Raw genomic sequence first — 16,084 nt, forward strand, 5'->3', positions numbered from 1 at the left:
CGCATCAAAACTTCACGTTCATCGTCGCGACAAAAGTGCGGCCCGGTGCGGTATAGGCACTGGCTGCCGGGATATATTTGCGGTCGGTCAGGTTGTTGACCGCGAAACGAAGCGTCGCCTTTTCGTTGAAGGCATAGGAGCCGTATAGGTCCACCGTCGTGTAGGGATCGGTTACCTCCCGCAGATTACCCTCCGTATCGAGCGTCCGCGATTGTGTCGGCGTGACATGGTTGAGCCGCGCACCCAGAGAGAATTTTTCCTCGAAGAAACGCGTGCCGCCATCGAACGTAAGCTTCACCTTGGGCGCAACATCGCCTGGCCATGCGACGATCTCGCCGCTTGTCGTGGTGGTGCCGTTGGAAAAAACCTGCGTTTTGTCCGGCCAGTCGGTCTTCAGCAGCGTCGCTGAGCCACCAAGCCAGAAGCTTCGCGCATCGTAATTGCCCTCGAATTCAATGCCGCGCATATAGGTCGTGCCGTCGAGATTGACGAAGCTGGTATAGGTCCGATCCGCCACCTGATCCGTGACGAGATAACCGAGAGCGATATAATCCTTAACCTCACGGCGAAAGGCGGCCATTTTGATGCGGACGGAATCGTTGTCCAGCAGCACGCCGTCAAAGCTCATATTCGCGCCGATTTCGTAGGTCGTCGCTTTTTCCGCGCGCAGGAACTGGTTCGGGGCGTATTCGTAGCCGGCCGAATCTCCAGGGCGTGCGCCGGCAAAAAAAGCCTCAAGAATTGTCGGCGGTCGCAGGCTCTGGGAATAGCTCGCATAAGGCCGGAACCAGTCAACGGGTTTCAGTTCTATCGTAGCGGACGGCAGCCAGGCACTGTAGGTACGGTCTATTTCCACGTCGTAAGAGGGATACTCCGTCGAATAAGTCGTATCAAAATACGTAGTTCCAGCATCCCGCCATTGGCCGTTGATGATTTCACCCCTGGTTGCAGGCCAGACGTTGTTCAGAGTGTTGCAGGAACCTGTCCTCTGTGTCGCAGTGAAAGTGCGACCACCAAATACACCCGTAGTGCAGATCGCGTAGACACGATCGTAAGTCGGCCGCGAGTATTGCGATACATAGGTGAGATAATTGTCTATCGCGCCTACAACACGGTTTGAACCCGTCGCAACCGTTACCTGATTGTAGTAAGTCGCCGATCCCTTCAGACGTGACCAGTCATAACGCACGCCGCCACTCAGCTTGATCCAATCGGCGGGCTCTAATTCGCCATTTACAAACAGACTGGCAACATCACGCCGTCCGGCAGGACTGAAAGCCGTGTAGCTACTCGCGAAAGAGGGATTCTCGCTAATTGCGGAACTGGTGGCAATCGACGATGCAATATCCCGAAATGCTTCCCCACCATAATTCAAACTTAACGCACCCGCTTTTGTATCGAAGCGACTGGTGTTTTCGACACTGACGCCGAAACTGCGTAAGCCCATGTCAAGATCCGTCTCAGCGGCATACCCAATACGCTCTGCACGCAGTTCGTGCGTCATATTGTCGTTCAGCCACAACGAAGATTTGAAATCGATGAGTTCGCTTTCGGGGTCCCAGTCCAGCTTCGCGACGACGCTGTCGTTGCGTACACTTTCCCTGTCGACCACGGTGGACGCACCCTGAACAAAATCATTCTGCTGATGCATCCATGACAACGAAGTCTGCACATCCCCGAAGTCACCTTCGCCCTTGAAAAAGGTCGACCAACCGTCCCTGCCGAGTAGGTCCTTCATCGTCAAAGCGGTGCTTCGGGCCTCGCCTCTTGTTCCGATCTTGTATTCATCCATGATCGTGCGGCTGTAACCGGCAACAAAGGAGAGAGGGCCATTCGGCTCACGAACTGCGGCCAGAACCGAACCCTGAAAATCGTAACCATTTGTGCCACGGGAGACATTCACCTCCGCCCCCTTGTTCGCACCCTCGGGGATCAGATCGGCGGCGCTGACGGTACGGAACTCAACCTTCCCGCCAAGCGAACCCGCGTTACCCGACCTTGCATTGGTTATTTTCTCGATCTCGACAGCACGGATAAAGGCAACATCGACGTAACCCTGCCCGGCGCTCGCGGTGTAACTCGTGGCCCCGCCGAAAGCTGCGCCACGCTGCGCATTCTGCCGCGCACCATCGATGGAGACGACCACGCGGCCGCTTTCCTGCAAGCCACGTATATTGGGCGAAACGGTCGGGAAGCTGCCGTTGCCCTCACCGGCATAGACGCCGGAAACGCGGTTGAAGACATCGCGCGTGTTGCGCACGCCGGCGGACTGGATCGCCTCGCGACTGACGACGCTGACACTGGCGGGTGTTTCATAAACCCAGTCGGGCGTTCCCTGATAACCGGTGCCGGCAATGGAATTGCGTCCGGTTTTTCCCGTCACGGTAATTTCTTCCAGAACGGTGGTGCCTTCCGCCCCGGAAAGATCGGCAGCAGCCTGCCCCGAGCCTATGACGACGGTTCTGCCATTTCCGGCAAACCGGAAATTCACGCCCGTGCCTGCCAGAAGCCGTGACAGCGCATCCCGCACCGTAAAACTGCCGGTAACGGCATTGGTGCGCACATTGCCGGCGGACGGTGTGGCAAGCGTAACCTGCAGACCGGATTGCCGCCCGAAAACGCCGACAACGGAGGACAGCGGCTGGGCGGGAATATTAAAAGGCCGCGTTGCACCCTGCTCGCCACCGGAGCGCTGACCATTGGCGGCATTCGGTCCGCTCTGCGCAAAAGCCGGTACCGACATAGAAACGACCACCGCCGTTGTCGCCAAAAGCACCGTCATACGTGCCGGCTTTGCCGAGTTTTTCCCTGAACCGTTCTTACGTATCTGGAGGCGCATACTGCTTTTGTCTTCCTGTCTTCGCTCCGGCTATATCTTGACCGGATTACTCAACAAAAAGACGATTGCCTCGGTGGTTTTTTTCAGGGTTTCGGAGAATTTTTTATAAACGACTGAAAATAAATACGATTTTTTGTTTTATTGCGCTTCAGAACCGGGTGATGATGCGGGCAGTATTGGCAATTGCATGAACCTTGCCCTTATAGGGTTCCACCAATGCTTCCAGCGCACGGTCCGGATCGCGAAGATTGTAGAAGCCAGTCACACGCTGCTCTGCAAGCGTCTTGTCCGCCATCGTCAGCCATGCGGGATGATACCGCTGGATTTGCTCGACAACAGAACCGATCGTCGCATCCACAACGTAAAGCTCGCCGTTGCGCCAGCCACCAATATCCTCGACGGGAACGGTCTCTTTCCGGATTGCACCGGAGGCGTCGACAACCAACATCTCACCCGGAACGAGCCGCGTTGGTGGCGCGTTGCGGAAGGAAGCTTCCACGGAACCATGCGCAAGAGCGACTTGCGTCACGCCATCCGTCATGTCGACATCGAAAGCCGTGCCAAGCACTTGGACGGTCAGGTTTTTCGCCTCCACGACAAAGGGACGGTCGCTATCCGGCACGACATCAAAAAAAGCTTCGCCCTTCAGCACCTTCACATTACGGCGGCCATTGGCAAAATCAGTGGTAAGCGCACTTGCCGCGGCAAGCTGCACCCTGCTGCCGTCTTCAAGGGTTATGGTGCGGCTCTCTGCGGTACTGGTCTGATATTCGGCCTTTATATGGACGAAAAGCGTGGGAACGAACAGCACCGCAAGACAGAGAGACACTGCTGCCACCGCCATGCCGGCATAATGCCGCAAGGACCAGCGCCGTCGCGATGCCTGTTTACCGGCAACGCCAGGCAGGTGCGGCGCGTCTTCCCAGAGGTTCTTTAAACCCGGCTCAACCAGACCGAGATTGCGCCAAGTCTTGCATGTCCGCTCCCAGGCCAGACGATTTGCCGGCGAAGCAGCCAACCATCGATCAAATTCCGCCTTCAGCCGCGGTTCCGCCGAACCCGTTTGCAGGCGTATCAGCCAGTCGGCAGCCTCTTCCGCCTTCCCGGTCGGCAATGTTATTTTTTTATCGGGATCAATTGTCATTGAGCCGGTCAGTTCCTTTGACTGGGCGGAGGAGATGCCTCGTCTTCCGTGTTGCTTTAAAGACGTTTGAGGGAGAACTTTTTTTTCACAAGATGAAACAATAAAGGCTATTTTACTGCATTTCTTTGGTAATGGCGGCAATACTACTCTTAATCAGACGGTGGGCGCTAGCCACGGATACGCCGAGGTGACGGGCGATCTCTTCCATATTGTAGCCGCCAAATCTATGCATTTCCAATGCCACACGCGCCTGGACCGGCAGAGAGGCCAAAATAATCTGCATCTGTCGGACCTCGTCGCAGAACAGGGCATGCTCTTCTGGTGTGCCGTGACCCTGCGGTATGCCCCAGAACGGGGTATCGTCGGGCCGCTCCCGCAGGTCCTGCCGGTTGCGGCGGCGATTATCGAGGGCGAGGTTGCGGACGATGCGGAAAAGATAGGATTTGAGGTTGGAAGGATTGCCGGAACCTTCGGGAACGAATTTCAGGAATGCCTCCTGAACCACGTCCTCCGCGTCCGCCCGCGACCCTAAAATAAGCGTGGCGTATTTGATCAGGTCAACCCTGTGCGCGACGTAAGCGTTATAACGCTTGTCATCTTCCCGTATGCCCATGTCTCAACCGAGAGAAATTTCAAGGATAAACGAAACTGCAAGCCCCCAAACGACAAAGCAGTTTCCCGTCTAAACCTCTAGCACCCAAACTCTCGACCGAACAGCTATTTCATGACTATTATTATCAAGAATTTGTGCGGTCGCGGGTCCTGCAACAGCCGGAGACTCGCAGACCCGGCGGCAGGCGCGGCCGGGTCCTGTGATAGCGTCAGATAGCGCCGTCGACTATGACCATCGGCCTGCCCTGCGAACAGGGTTCGATGCGCGCATCGATGCGGTAGATATCGCGCAGCATGGCCGGAGTTATCACCGTCTCGGTGCTGCCGCTCACCACCATTTCGCCGCGCGCGATCACCATCGTATTCTCGCAATAACGAAGCGCATGATTTAGGTCGTGCAGGGCGATCAGCACGATCATGCCAGTCTTCTGGGCAAGGTCGGTCACAAACCCCAGAACCTCGACCTGCCGGTGGAGGTCGAGAGCAGATGTCGGCTCGTCCATCAACAGTACCTCCGGCTTGCGGGCCAGCGCCTGCGCCAGCGACACAAGCTGCCGCTGACCGCCAGACAATTCGCCGAGCCCCCGGAAGGCGAGATCGTGGATTTTCAGCGCCTTGAGAATGGCGTCGATCTCAAACAGCTCATCGTCGTGAACACGCCAGCCGCCGCCCTGCTTGGCGGACAGAAGCACGGATCTGTAAACCGTCAGCACGGCGTTGGCGCCGGTGTCCTGCGGCATGTAGCAGATGGCCCGGTTGCCGCGTGCCGTATCTGACAACTCGACAAGCCCGGGACCGGAGATCAGGCTGGCGATGCGCTTGAAAAGCGTGGACTTGCCGGCAGCGTTCGGGCCAATGACCGCCGTGACACTGCCGCTTTCCAGCGTATCGATGCCGACCTTGGAGAGAACAGTCGTGCGGCCGTAGGCAGCGCCGACATCCTTCAATGCGAGCGCTACCATGCGCGTCTCCTGTTGCCGAAAATGAGCGCGAAAAAGAACGGTACGCCAACCAGCGCCGTGATGACGCCGATTGGCAGAATTGCGCCGGGAATGAGGATTTTGCTGATAACAGAGGTCGCCGACAGCAGCAGCGCACCGCAGATCACCGAGCCCGGCAGGAAGAAGCGCTGATCTTCGCCCACCACCATGCGGGCTATGTGCGGGCCGACAAGCCCGACGAAACCGATGGTACCAACGAAAGAAACCGGAATCGCGGCCAGAAGGCTGACCGTGAGCATGGTCTGCAGCCGCAGCCGACGCACATTGATGCCCATGCTGGCTGCCTTGTCGTCACCCAGCCGAAGCGCCGTCAGCGCCCATGCGTTTCGCATGAACATCGGCACCGTAACGAGAAGAATACCACCGGTGATATAGACCTTTTCCCACGTGGCCTTGGTCAGGCTGCCCATGGTCCAGAAAACGACGGCGGCGAGCGCCTGTTCGGAAGCCAGATATTCAAGCAGCGACAATGCGGCATTGAAGGTGAACACCAGCGCGATGCCGAGAAGGACGATAGTCTCCACGGTTACGCCGCGCATCGTCGAGGCAAAATGGATGAACAGGGCGGCAATCATCGCCATGATGAAGGCGTTGATCGGCACCATGTACTGGACGGCGCCGGGAAAGATCGCCACGCCGCCAACAAGGGCCAGCGCGGCGCCGAAACTGGCGGCGGCCGAAATGCCGAGCGTAAACGGGCTGGCGAGAGGATTGGACAGGATGGTCTGCATCTGTGCGCCCGCAACCGAAAGCGACGCGCCGACGGTGACCGCCATCAGCGCAATCGGCATGCGGATATCCCATATCACCACCCGAAGCTGGTTTGCAGCAGCAGCCGGATCGGCAATCGTCGCCAGAACTTCTGATATCGTGTAGCGCGCCGGACCAAGTGCCATGTCGGCAGCCATACTGAAACAAAGGGCGATGAAAAGCCCGAAGAGAATAACGATCCTTCGTGCGGCAAGGGCGCGATATTGATCGCGCCCACTCACGCCAACGGCGCTTTCATTCAACGAACTCATTCATTCGAACCTTTTTCGAGGGATGCGAAGTAGCCCGGCTTGTAGGTGACGGGCAGGAATTTCCGGTGAAATTCCTCAAAATTCTTCTCGGGATCGAGATCGGCGAAGAGCTCGGGATGAAACCACTTGGCGAATTGCTGAATCGGAAAGAACTCGTAGGGCGCGCCGTAGAACTGGTGCCAGACGGCATGGACATTGCCTTGTTTGACAGCCTTCAGTTCCGGAAACGGCGTGCGCTTCATCAGGTTTGTCAGTCTTTTCCGGGAAAGAGCCATGTCGGCTCCGCGTCCAACGGGAACGAACTGGTTGATGTCGGATTCAGCTGCCCAGTTTGAGCCGGTGACGATGACATGATCCGGATCGGCAACGACGAGCTGCTCGGGATTGAGATCGCCGAACGTCGTCTTGATGATGCCGTCGGCAATATTATGGCCGCCAGCGAGATCGACCATTGCGCCGAAATTGACCGGGCCGAAGGTGCGGCAGCAATTGTCCTCACCGGAAATGCCGGGCGCGCGCTCGATGAAGACGCCGGGACGCTTCAGGTCCTTGACGCTGGCGAGCCGGTCGGTCACGCGGGCGATTTCTGCACGGCGATAGGCGATGAATTCCTTTGCACGCTCTTGCGCGCCAAACATTTTCCCGAGAATTTCAATCGAGGCTTCGCTGTTCTTTTCGGGATCGATGCGAAAATCGAGATAGACGATCTTGATTCCGGCGGCGGCGGCCTTCTCTTCGAAACCACTTTCCTTGGCGGATTTTTCCGCTTCCAGATTGAGGGTGATCACGTCAGGCGAAAGGGTAATGGCCGTTTCCAGACTGAAATCGCCCTGCGGCACATAACCGAAGCGCGGCAGTTTTTCGATCTGAGGAAAGCGCTCGACATAGGCAGCGTAGCTGTCAGGGTCCTTCTTGAGGAGATCGTCACGCCAGCCGACAATGGTGTCGAAGGTCTGGTCGCCCTTGAGCGCCGCGATGACGTGGATCTGGCGCGCCTCACCGACGATGACACGTTTGACCGGCAGGTCCAGCTCGACCTTGCGTCCGGTGACATCGGTGATTTCTCCGGCATAAGCCGGCAAAGCGAGAAGAGACAAAGCCAGCACCGCAAGATGCCTGAGAGCGTTAAGCCGCATGAGAAGTCCTCTTAGTTCCAAAAGAAAATGATGAAGCCGCATGGCTGCAGCTTCATCCATCGATCGGACGGCGCTCCCCTTCACCGTCCCTGTCTTATTTCGTGTCCTTCAGCGACACAAAGTAACCGGGCTTGTAGTCGAGCGGCAGGAAGCGGGCATGCAGCTCCTTGAAGGTCGCCTCGGGGTCGAGATCCTTAAAGAGGTCCGGGTGCAGCCACTTGGCGATTTCCTGAATGGCCACGAACTGATACGGGTTGTTGTAGAACTGGTGCCAGATGGCGTGGACATTGCCGTTCTTGACCGCCTGTACCCCGGTGAAAGCCGGGCGCTTGGTCAGGTTTTCAAGCTTGCGGTGGGCTTCCTTCATATCCGCGCCATAACCGACACCGACCCAGTTGCCGCCGGGAACATAACCGTTCCAGTTGCCACCCGTGATGATGATCTGTTCCGGATTGGAGGCGATGATCTGTTCCGGATTGACGTTGCCGAACGTGCCGGGAATGATGTCCTTGGCCATGTTGATGCCGCCGGCGAGTTCGACCATCTTGCCGAAATTCTCGTTGCCGAAGGACATGCAGCAATCGTCGGAATAACCGCCGGCGCGTTCGACGAACACGACGGGCTTCTTCGGATTGGCCTTTTCGAGCGTATCGGTGACCTTGGCGATGGAGTCGGCGCGGAACTTGATGAAGTCCTCGGCGATCTTTTCCTTGCCGGTCAGCTGGCCCATCAGACGCATGCTCGGCTCGGTGTTTTCCATCGGCTTTTCGCGGAAGTCGACGTAAACGAGCGGGATGCCGACCTTTTCGAGCTTCTCGATGTAACCGGCCTCCTGCGTGGCGGTCTTCGCGTCGATGTTCATCAGGATCACGTCTGGCTTCAGCGAAATGGCCTGCTCGATGTCGAAGGTGCCGTCTTTCATGCCGCCAAAGGTCGGCAGCTTGGCAATATCAGGGTACTTGGCGAGATAGGCCGCATAGGTTTCCGGGTCGGCTTTCGCCAGGTCGTCGCGCCAGCCGACAACGTGCTGGAAAGGGTTTTCCTTGTCGAGCGCCGCCAGGAAATAGATCTGACGGCCTTCGCCGAGGATCACATGCGAAACGGGCACATTGACTTCCACGTCGCGGCCGGTCACATCCTTGACGGTGACCTTTTCGGCCAATGCAGGCCACGCTGCGGATACGAGAAGGCCAAGGGCAAGTGCCGCGGATTTGGCTGAGATGCGCATCGGATATTGCTCTCCAGTGTTGACTGGCGCGGCTGTATTATTTTCTGACTATACTAGTCAAGTTTTATGTTTTAGAGCCATTCTTAACTGACCGGTATGTGAGCTGAAGACCGATGATCGATACTATCCACTATGGCAAAAACGACAGCCTGAGAGACGAAATCAAAACCTATTGGTCCGGCCGCGCCGCGACTTTCGACCTTTCCCCGGGTCATGAGATTTTCTCCGAAGAAGAGCGCAAGGCCTGGCACGCGCTGGTTTTGAAGCATCTGGGCCAGGGAGAAGGCCGCAAGGCGCTGGATCTGGCCAGCGGCACCGGCGTTATCTCGCACCTGATGGACGATCTCGGTTTTCAGGTCACCGGCATGGATTGGTCGGAAACCATGCTGGAGCTTGCAAGGGCGAAGGCGAAAACCCGCGGGCGCAATATCCGCTTTTTTGTCGGCGACGCCGAAAACACGATGGAGCCGGACGAAAGCGCCGACGTCATCATCACCCGCCATCTGGTCTGGACGCTGGTGGACCCGAAGGCGAGCTTTGCCGAATGGTTCCGTGTCTTGAAACCCGGCGGACGCCTGCTGATCGTCGATGGCGATTTCGTCAACACCGGCTGGCGCGAAAGACTGGTCAGGAAGCTGGCGGCGGGTCTGGAAAGCATCGGCCTTGTGAAGCCGGACCAGTCGCACAAGCCGGCGGATCCGGAAAACACCTTCAACAGCATTCTATCGCGGGTCTATTTTTCAAAGGGTGCAAGAGCTGGTGACGTCGCGGCGCTGTTGCGTGAAACCGGCTTCGAGCCCGTTGCCATTGATCAGGAACTTCAGGCCATTCATCGTGCCCAGGCAAAAAATTTCAGTCTGCTGAAAGGCATTTTGCGGGGATTGCAGCACCGTTATGCAATATGCGCCGTGAAGCCGCACACGTCCGGCAAGGGATAGGGCGACCAAAGGCCCCAAGCTGCCGCCCAGCTCACCGTCACCCCGGATGTGATCCCGGGTCCAGTGCGACCAAGTCCTTGATCGCGGAATAATAGTTTCTCACGGTGCAGACGCGCCTTGGCTGGATGCCGGATCTAGTCCGGCATGACGCATGAAAATGCGACGCAGGGACCTCATTTTTCCGCCCGCTCGAATAGCTCCTCAAAGCGCGGCTTCGCCCGGCCTGGGACCTCTACCGTCCTGTAGCTCTGCGGCAAAACCGCGTCCCCCACCTTGATCAACATGACCATGCCCATGCCGTAATGCGGCGAGCATTTGATGCCGTAAAAGCCTGGCTTTTCGAACCCGGTCTCGAATTCGTCGTTGATCCGGCTTTTGAAACCTTCAATATCTTCGGGAACCATACCGTCGATCGTCGCGGCATTATGGCTCTTGTGGGTCGGCACGAAGCGCACGCGGTCGCCGGGAGCGATCTCCAGAAAATCGGGTTCGAACACCATGGAGCCCTTTTCGCCACGGTTCAGCATCTTCACCTCGAAGGTCTCGGCTCCGGCTTGAATGGAAAACCCTGTGGCCACAACCATGCCAAGTCCCGCGGAAACGCAAAGCTGCCGCGCGCCAAAGCGGAGATTTACAAGTCTTTTCAATTTCATCATCGTGCCGTTGCTTTCCTTGCGTGATCGGCCGCACCGTGGGCCGGCAGAAAACGAATATGTGAAAATCCGCTTTCATCCGTGGTGACGACGGATTGCACCCCGAACACATCGGCGATGGTCGAAGAGGTGAGGACCTCGCGCGGCGGGCCGACAGCGATCATTTCACCGCGATGCATGATGGCGACGCGGTCGCAGAACATGGCGGCGTGATTGAGATCATGCAGCGCCGCCACAACCGTCAGTCCCTGCCTGCGCACCAGATCGAGCAGGCCGATCTGGTGGCCGATATCGAGATGGTTGGTCGGCTCGTCCAGCAGCAGAATATGCGGCTCCTGCGCCAATGCGCGGGCAATGTGCAGGCGCTGGCGTTCGCCGCCGGAAAGGTGATGCCAGTTTCGCTCGGCCTTGTCCGCCATATCGACATTTCCGAGCGCTGCATCGACGATGGCATCGTCCTTTGGCGACCATGCGGAAAGCGGGCCGAGATAGGGCGTGCGCCCCAGTTCCACGGCCTGTCGCGCGCTGATGCGCTCGGTAGTTTCGGCCTGCTGCTCCACAAAGGCCAGCCTGCGGGCAAGTTCGCGCCGCCCGAATGTGGCAAGCCGTTCCTCACCAAGCATGACATGACCCCGACGCGGCATGCGAATGCCGGCCAGCATGGAAAGCAGCGTGCTTTTACCCGAACCGTTCGGCCCGATGATACCCAGAAACTCGCCCGTGGCGACCTCCAGCGAAACACCGCGCACGATGTCGAGATTGCCGGCATGGAAATGCAGATCGTGGGCGGATAATTTCATGACCGGCCTCTCTTCTGCCCGAGAATAAAGGCGAAGGCGGGCGCGCCGACCAGCGCAGTGATCACGCCGATCGGCAGCACCTGCCCCGGAATGACGGTGCGCGAAAGAATATCTGCGATGATCATGAAAATTGCACCGGTCAGCGCCGTCACCGGCAGCAACATGCCGTGGCGAACGCCAACGAAGATGCGCGCCGCATGCGGGATGACGAGACCGACGAAGCCGATGGAACCGACCAGCGACACCATGACTGCCGTCATGACCGCCGAAACCGAGATCAGCACCGCATAGACCCGGCGCACTGGAATACCGAGCGAAGCTGCTGCCTGACCACCGAAAGCGAAAGCATCAAGCGCGCGTGCGTACCAGAGGCACACTCCAAGACCCGCAATACTGACCGGCAAAGCCAGCCAGACATCCGGCCAGCGCACGCCCGAAAGATTGCCCAGCAGCCAGAACATGATGCCGCGCGCCTGTTCGGCATTGGCGGATTTGGTGACGATGAACGACGTCATGGCGTTGAACAGTTGCGAACCGGCGACCCCCGCCAGGATGATGGCGCTGTTGCCGTGCCCTGCCCGCACCGCCAGAAGGCTGACAAGCGAAAAAGCCACAAAAGCCCCGATCAGGGCGCCGGCCGGCATCGTCAGGAACCCCGCCCCGAAGCCCAGAAGCGCCACGGCCACGGCCCCGGTTGAGGCGCCTGCGGAAATACCGAGGATATAGGGATCGGCGAGCGGGTTGCGCAGAAGTGATTGAAGCACCGCACCGGCCAGCGCCAGCGAGGCGCCACAGCACGCGGCAACAACGGCGCGGCTGAGGCGGTAACTCCAGACGATGCCCTCATCCAGCGGCTCCAGCGGATAACCCGCATGGAAGACACGATTGGCAATGGTCTTTGCCACCACGTCGAACGGAATGGCAGTCTCGCCGATGGCCGCACCGGCCATCAGCGCGACGAGCAGCAGGGCGAGTGCGGCAAAAGCCAGACCCGCCCTGCCAAGATTGACGGAAAGACCGTTCACTTGGCGAGACCGGCTGTGGAAATCGCCTCGGCCAGCGTTTCAATGCCTTCGATCGTGCGGATGGTCGGGTTCATCGCCTGCGCGTCCATTTCGAAGACATGGGCCGCCTTGACGGCGGGCATGATGCTGGCAACCGGATCGGTAGCAAGGAACTTGAGCTTGACGGCGACGTCATCGGCGGGGAAACGCCGGCGGTCCATCTTGCCGGCAACGATCACGGACGGATTGGCCTTGGCGATGGTTTCCCAGCCAACAGTCGGCCATTCCTCATCGCTTTCGATAACGTTCTTCAGCCCGAGCGCGGACATGATGTAACCCGGCGCACCATTGCGGCCCGCCACGTAAGGATCGATATCCAGCTCGGCGCTGGAGAACCAGAAGACTGCTGAAATCTTGCCATTCGCCGAAGCGATCTTGGCGCGGGCGGCTTCCTCACGCTTTTTCAGGTCGGCAACGACTTCCTCGCCGCGATCCTGCACGTTGAAAATTTTCGCAAGGTCGCGGACCTCCTGGTAGATCAGGTCCATGGTGAAAACGGATTTGCGCACGCCGTCGCCGCCGCCGGAATTGTCCTTGCCCATGCAATCGGCAGGCGAAGTATAAACGGGAATACCGAGTTCGGCGAATTGCTCCGGTGTTCCGACAACGCCTTCGGGACCGATCTGCCACTGGAACTGCGTCGTCACGAGGTCCGGCCTCTTGCCAACCACCGCCTCGAAGCTCGGATCATTGTCGGCAAGCCGCTCCACCTTGGCATTGGCGTCCTCGTAACCCTTAAGAACCGGGCCGATCCACAGCGCCGTACCTACCACCTTGTCGGCCACGCCGAGCAGATAGAGAACCTCGGTCGTGCTCTGGCCGACCGATACCTGTGCGGGCGGGCGCCTGCTTGAAGGTGATTTCGTGGCCGCAGCTATTGATCGTCAGCGGATAGGTGGTTTCGGCAGCCTGAGCGGCACCGGCGGGCAAGGCCGCTAATGCGACAACCAGAAGACCGGCGGAAACCGGCAGGCGTTTGAAATGAAACATATGTTCTCCAGTCTAAATAAAGTGGCGTGATCCGCAGGCCGCGCGTCAAAACGCGTAGTGACAGAGCGACAACAAGTGTGGAGATGGAGAACGGGACTCTAAATACGTTTCCGCAGACGGAAAGGTCATAATCAGCTCCTCTTCCGGGCATCCCCGCCCGTAACGATGGTCAATATTATGACGGCAGGTCTCCTGGCTCACGAATATGCGCCGTTCATCTGCCTTCCCGCACCTTGAAGGGTGCAGTGGCATGACGCTTTTCAGGCGTCACGAGGATGAACGGCAATCCGCTTACAGTTGCGGGGGCAGCCACGGCATTGGGCGATAGAAATCACCCGCACCATGTTCCCTATTAATCCCTTTGCCCTTCGGCTTCAGGAACCGTCGCTTTCTGACATAAGGGGCAAGCGCCTGGGCGTCAATTGCGATAGTGCTGCAGCTCAGCACAAAGACGGACCCGCCAACGCGAAAATTTTTGTAGCGCCGGAGGGCGCCGGTTGCGGCGCGTCTTTGGACATGGTGGTAAGGGTTTCAATCACCACCAGCCCGGATTGCGCAATAAAATCAATAAAGAGACTATTGTCGCTGATGGTGTCGAGACGCACCAGCTCATCGTCCAGATCGGTAAAATGCCGCCTTACAAGCGCAATCGCATCCATGTCCGCACCCGCAACGACCGGACCGATAATGTGGCCCCGCCCTGCCGCACGGCGCAGCGCAAAAGCGGTAAGACGGTCCGCCTCAAACACACCGTAACCCGCATTCTGCGTCAAAAGTCGCTGCAAAACGTTCCGGCGCGAAACGCCAAAAGCCGCCCGGTCTAGTTCCACCACATCAGTCAGATGACCTGCGGATAACGGCTCTATTCGTTGTTTTCTGCCGGGCGGCGATATCTCGAAAAGGCAATTCGCCCTTCCCCGGAACAGATATACTTTTTCCGTATCACCGGCAAAACCCAACCTTGAAAACAACCGCCGCGACGCTCCCGTCGCGTTCAACCGCAGGGAGACAGTGGGGAATTTCGCGACAAGTTTCTGCACCAGCCATGGTGCTACGCCCTGCCCCTGCAAGCGGGGGGAAACAATGACCATGCCGAGCGTCGCAAACCCCTGATCATAGGGAAAGAGCATCGCGGTTGCGACAACACGGTCGATCTCATCGAGCGCAGCGAGACCCACGCCGCATTGCCGCAGAAAACACCATTCATTCGCGTGATATCGCCATCCGACGGCCATGGAGAGTGCATGCAGATGATCGGCATCCACGTCCGCGATATACACGGTCCGCAGCTCGAAACTATCGACTTTGAGCAGGTCCATAACCAACGGCCCTCATCCCCTACGGCTCACAACCTTCATCCGGTCCCGGCCTAGCCCACGACATCCGACGGTAGCCGGTTACGCCAGCACGAATTTTCTGAAAGCACTGGAAGGTCACAACAATCTACCGAAATCATTCGCATTTCAGCAGATAAACGTCGCAGTCCATTCTAAGCTTTCGGGATGACAATCCGGTCAGCGGAGACGACCATTGAACGCAATCGAAATCCTTGAGCGTCTCGTCGGTTTCCCGTCGGTCGTTGGAACCGCCAATGGCGATATTGCCGGCTGGATCGCCGATTATCTTGAAAGCCACGGCGCGAAAGTATCGCTGCTTGCGGGACCGGAGGGCGACCGCGCCAATCTCTTCGCCACCTTCGGCCCGGCCGATCGCGCCGGCTATGTTTTGTCCGGCCATATGGATGTCGTACCCGCCAGCGAGCCGGAATGGTCTTCCGATCCCTTTACACTGCGGGCGGAAGATGATCGTCTCTACGGGCGCGGAACCACAGACATGAAGGGTTTTCTGGCCACGGTTCTCGCCGCGGCGCCTGCATTTTCGCGCATGGCGCTGAAACGTCCCGTGCATATCGCCTTTTCCTATGACGAGGAGGCGGGTTGCCGTGGCGTTCCACATCTTCTCGCCAGATTGCCTGAACTTTGCGCCGCACCGGCGGGCGCAATCATCGGCGAACCGAGCAATATGCGGGCGGTTCGTGCACACAAGGGCAAAGCAGCAGCTCGCATTACCATCCGTGGCCGTTCCGGCCATTCGTCCCGGCCTGATCAGGGGGTTAATGCCATTCACCTGATGACCGGCATCATGGCAAAGGCCGTGGAGACGGCACATGAGCTGACGAAAGGCCCCTTTGAAGCGACTTTCGAGCCGCCCTATTCCTCGCTGCAGATCGGCACGATGAAGGGCGGCCAGGCGATCAACATCATCCCCGATTTCTCGGCCATCGAGCTGGAAGCGCGGGCGATTTCCGGCATATCGCCGCTTGAACTGCTCGGGCCGGTTCGCGCAAGCGTCGAGGCTCTCGCAGCAAAGGGTGTCGATATCGAATGGACGCCTATGAGCGATTATCCGGCGCTTTCGCTTGCAGCCAATGCTCCGCTTGTTCTGCTTCTGGAGGAATTGACCGGCACCCCCTGTCTCGCCGCCGTCAGCTACGGCACGGAGGCGGGGCTGTTCCAGGCGGCGGGCATCGACGCCATCATCTGCGGACCAGGAGATATCGGCCGCGCCCACAAGCCGGACGAGTTCATAACGACGGGCGAACTTTCGGCCTGCCAGTCGATGCTGGAAACACTCGCAAGCCACTGTACGGCTTGAAC

The 16,084-nt window shown here is 58.4% G+C and carries 13 protein-coding genes, 1 pseudogene and 1 riboswitch; of the genes and pseudogenes, 2 read left to right on the forward strand and 12 right to left on the reverse strand.

Features of this window, described 5'->3' with window-relative positions; all coding sequences use genetic code 11:
- Positions 1 to 4: 4 nt before the first annotated feature.
- The 7 genes from RBH71_RS06160 to RBH71_RS06190 all read right to left on the reverse strand — a co-directional run bounded on the left by RBH71_RS06160 (position 5) and on the right by RBH71_RS06190 (position 8,982).
- Positions 5 to 2,839, reverse strand: a complete 2,835-nt coding sequence (locus tag RBH71_RS06160) for a TonB-dependent receptor (RefSeq protein WP_323687206.1) — start codon at positions 2,837 to 2,839, stop codon at positions 5 to 7.
- 148 nt (positions 2,840 to 2,987) lie between these two features.
- Positions 2,988 to 3,983: a FecR family protein gene (locus RBH71_RS06165; protein WP_111802615.1), complete on the reverse strand. Its 996-nt coding sequence runs from the start codon at positions 3,981 to 3,983 to the stop codon at positions 2,988 to 2,990.
- Positions 3,984 to 4,095: 112 nt separating this feature from the next.
- Positions 4,096 to 4,596, reverse strand: coding sequence for an RNA polymerase sigma factor (locus RBH71_RS06170; protein ID WP_013761633.1), 501 nt, complete (start codon positions 4,594 to 4,596; stop codon positions 4,096 to 4,098).
- Positions 4,597 to 4,804: 208 nt separating this feature from the next.
- A complete protein-coding gene (locus tag RBH71_RS06175) occupies positions 4,805 to 5,557 on the reverse strand; it encodes an ABC transporter ATP-binding protein (protein WP_323687207.1) in 753 nt (250 codons plus the stop codon).
- Positions 5,551 to 6,618, reverse strand: coding sequence for a FecCD family ABC transporter permease (locus RBH71_RS06180; RefSeq protein WP_013761635.1), 1,068 nt, complete (start codon positions 6,616 to 6,618; stop codon positions 5,551 to 5,553). The genes RBH71_RS06175 and RBH71_RS06180 overlap by 7 nt, the downstream gene beginning before the upstream one ends.
- Entirely contained in the window at positions 6,615 to 7,754 is a 1,140-nt protein-coding gene (locus RBH71_RS06185; protein WP_035200565.1) for an ABC transporter substrate-binding protein, read from the reverse strand. The genes RBH71_RS06180 and RBH71_RS06185 overlap by 4 nt, the downstream gene beginning before the upstream one ends.
- A 94-nt stretch (positions 7,755 to 7,848) precedes the next feature.
- A complete protein-coding gene (locus tag RBH71_RS06190) occupies positions 7,849 to 8,982 on the reverse strand; it encodes an ABC transporter substrate-binding protein (RefSeq protein WP_003511043.1) in 1,134 nt (377 codons plus the stop codon).
- Between the two features lie 113 nt (positions 8,983 to 9,095).
- Between RBH71_RS06190 and RBH71_RS06195 the strand changes: the two genes are divergently transcribed.
- Positions 9,096 to 9,920: a class I SAM-dependent methyltransferase gene (locus tag RBH71_RS06195; RefSeq protein WP_111802616.1), complete on the forward strand. Its 825-nt coding sequence runs from the start codon at positions 9,096 to 9,098 to the stop codon at positions 9,918 to 9,920.
- Between the two features lie 173 nt (positions 9,921 to 10,093).
- Here RBH71_RS06195 and RBH71_RS06200 read toward each other — a convergent pair whose 3' ends face one another.
- The 5 genes and pseudogenes from RBH71_RS06200 to RBH71_RS06220 all read right to left on the reverse strand — a co-directional run bounded on the left by RBH71_RS06200 (position 10,094) and on the right by RBH71_RS06220 (position 14,746).
- The gene (locus RBH71_RS06200; RefSeq protein ID WP_111802617.1) at positions 10,094 to 10,576 is read right to left on the reverse strand and encodes a pseudoazurin; all 483 of its coding nucleotides are present in this window, start codon (positions 10,574 to 10,576) and stop codon (positions 10,094 to 10,096) included.
- A complete protein-coding gene (locus RBH71_RS06205) occupies positions 10,573 to 11,373 on the reverse strand; it encodes an ABC transporter ATP-binding protein (protein WP_035199503.1) in 801 nt (266 codons plus the stop codon). The genes RBH71_RS06200 and RBH71_RS06205 overlap by 4 nt, the downstream gene beginning before the upstream one ends.
- Positions 11,370 to 12,398, reverse strand: a complete 1,029-nt coding sequence (locus RBH71_RS06210; protein ID WP_003511052.1) for a FecCD family ABC transporter permease — start codon at positions 12,396 to 12,398, stop codon at positions 11,370 to 11,372. The genes RBH71_RS06205 and RBH71_RS06210 overlap by 4 nt, the downstream gene beginning before the upstream one ends.
- Positions 12,395 to 13,427: pseudogene (locus RBH71_RS06215) on the reverse strand (ABC transporter substrate-binding protein). Before RBH71_RS06215 ends, RBH71_RS06210 begins: the two are co-directional and overlap by 4 nt.
- Before the next feature lie 164 nt (positions 13,428 to 13,591).
- Positions 13,592 to 13,828: riboswitch (cobalamin riboswitch) on the reverse strand.
- Between the two features lie 39 nt (positions 13,829 to 13,867).
- Positions 13,868 to 14,746 carry a GNAT family N-acetyltransferase gene (locus RBH71_RS06220; RefSeq protein WP_323687209.1) on the reverse strand — a complete coding sequence of 293 codons (879 nt, stop codon included), beginning with the start codon at positions 14,744 to 14,746 and terminating at the stop codon, positions 13,868 to 13,870.
- A 211-nt stretch (positions 14,747 to 14,957) separates the two neighbouring features.
- Here RBH71_RS06220 and argE point away from each other — a divergent pair, with 211 nt between their 5' ends.
- A complete protein-coding gene (argE, locus tag RBH71_RS06225; RefSeq protein WP_111802618.1) occupies positions 14,958 to 16,082 on the forward strand; it encodes an acetylornithine deacetylase in 1,125 nt (374 codons plus the stop codon).
- The last annotated feature ends 2 nt before the right edge of the window (positions 16,083 to 16,084 follow it).

Source organism: Rhizobium sp. AN68, from assembly GCF_030758035.1.
GTDB classification, from domain to species: Bacteria; Pseudomonadota; Alphaproteobacteria; order Rhizobiales; family Rhizobiaceae; genus Agrobacterium; species Agrobacterium tumefaciens.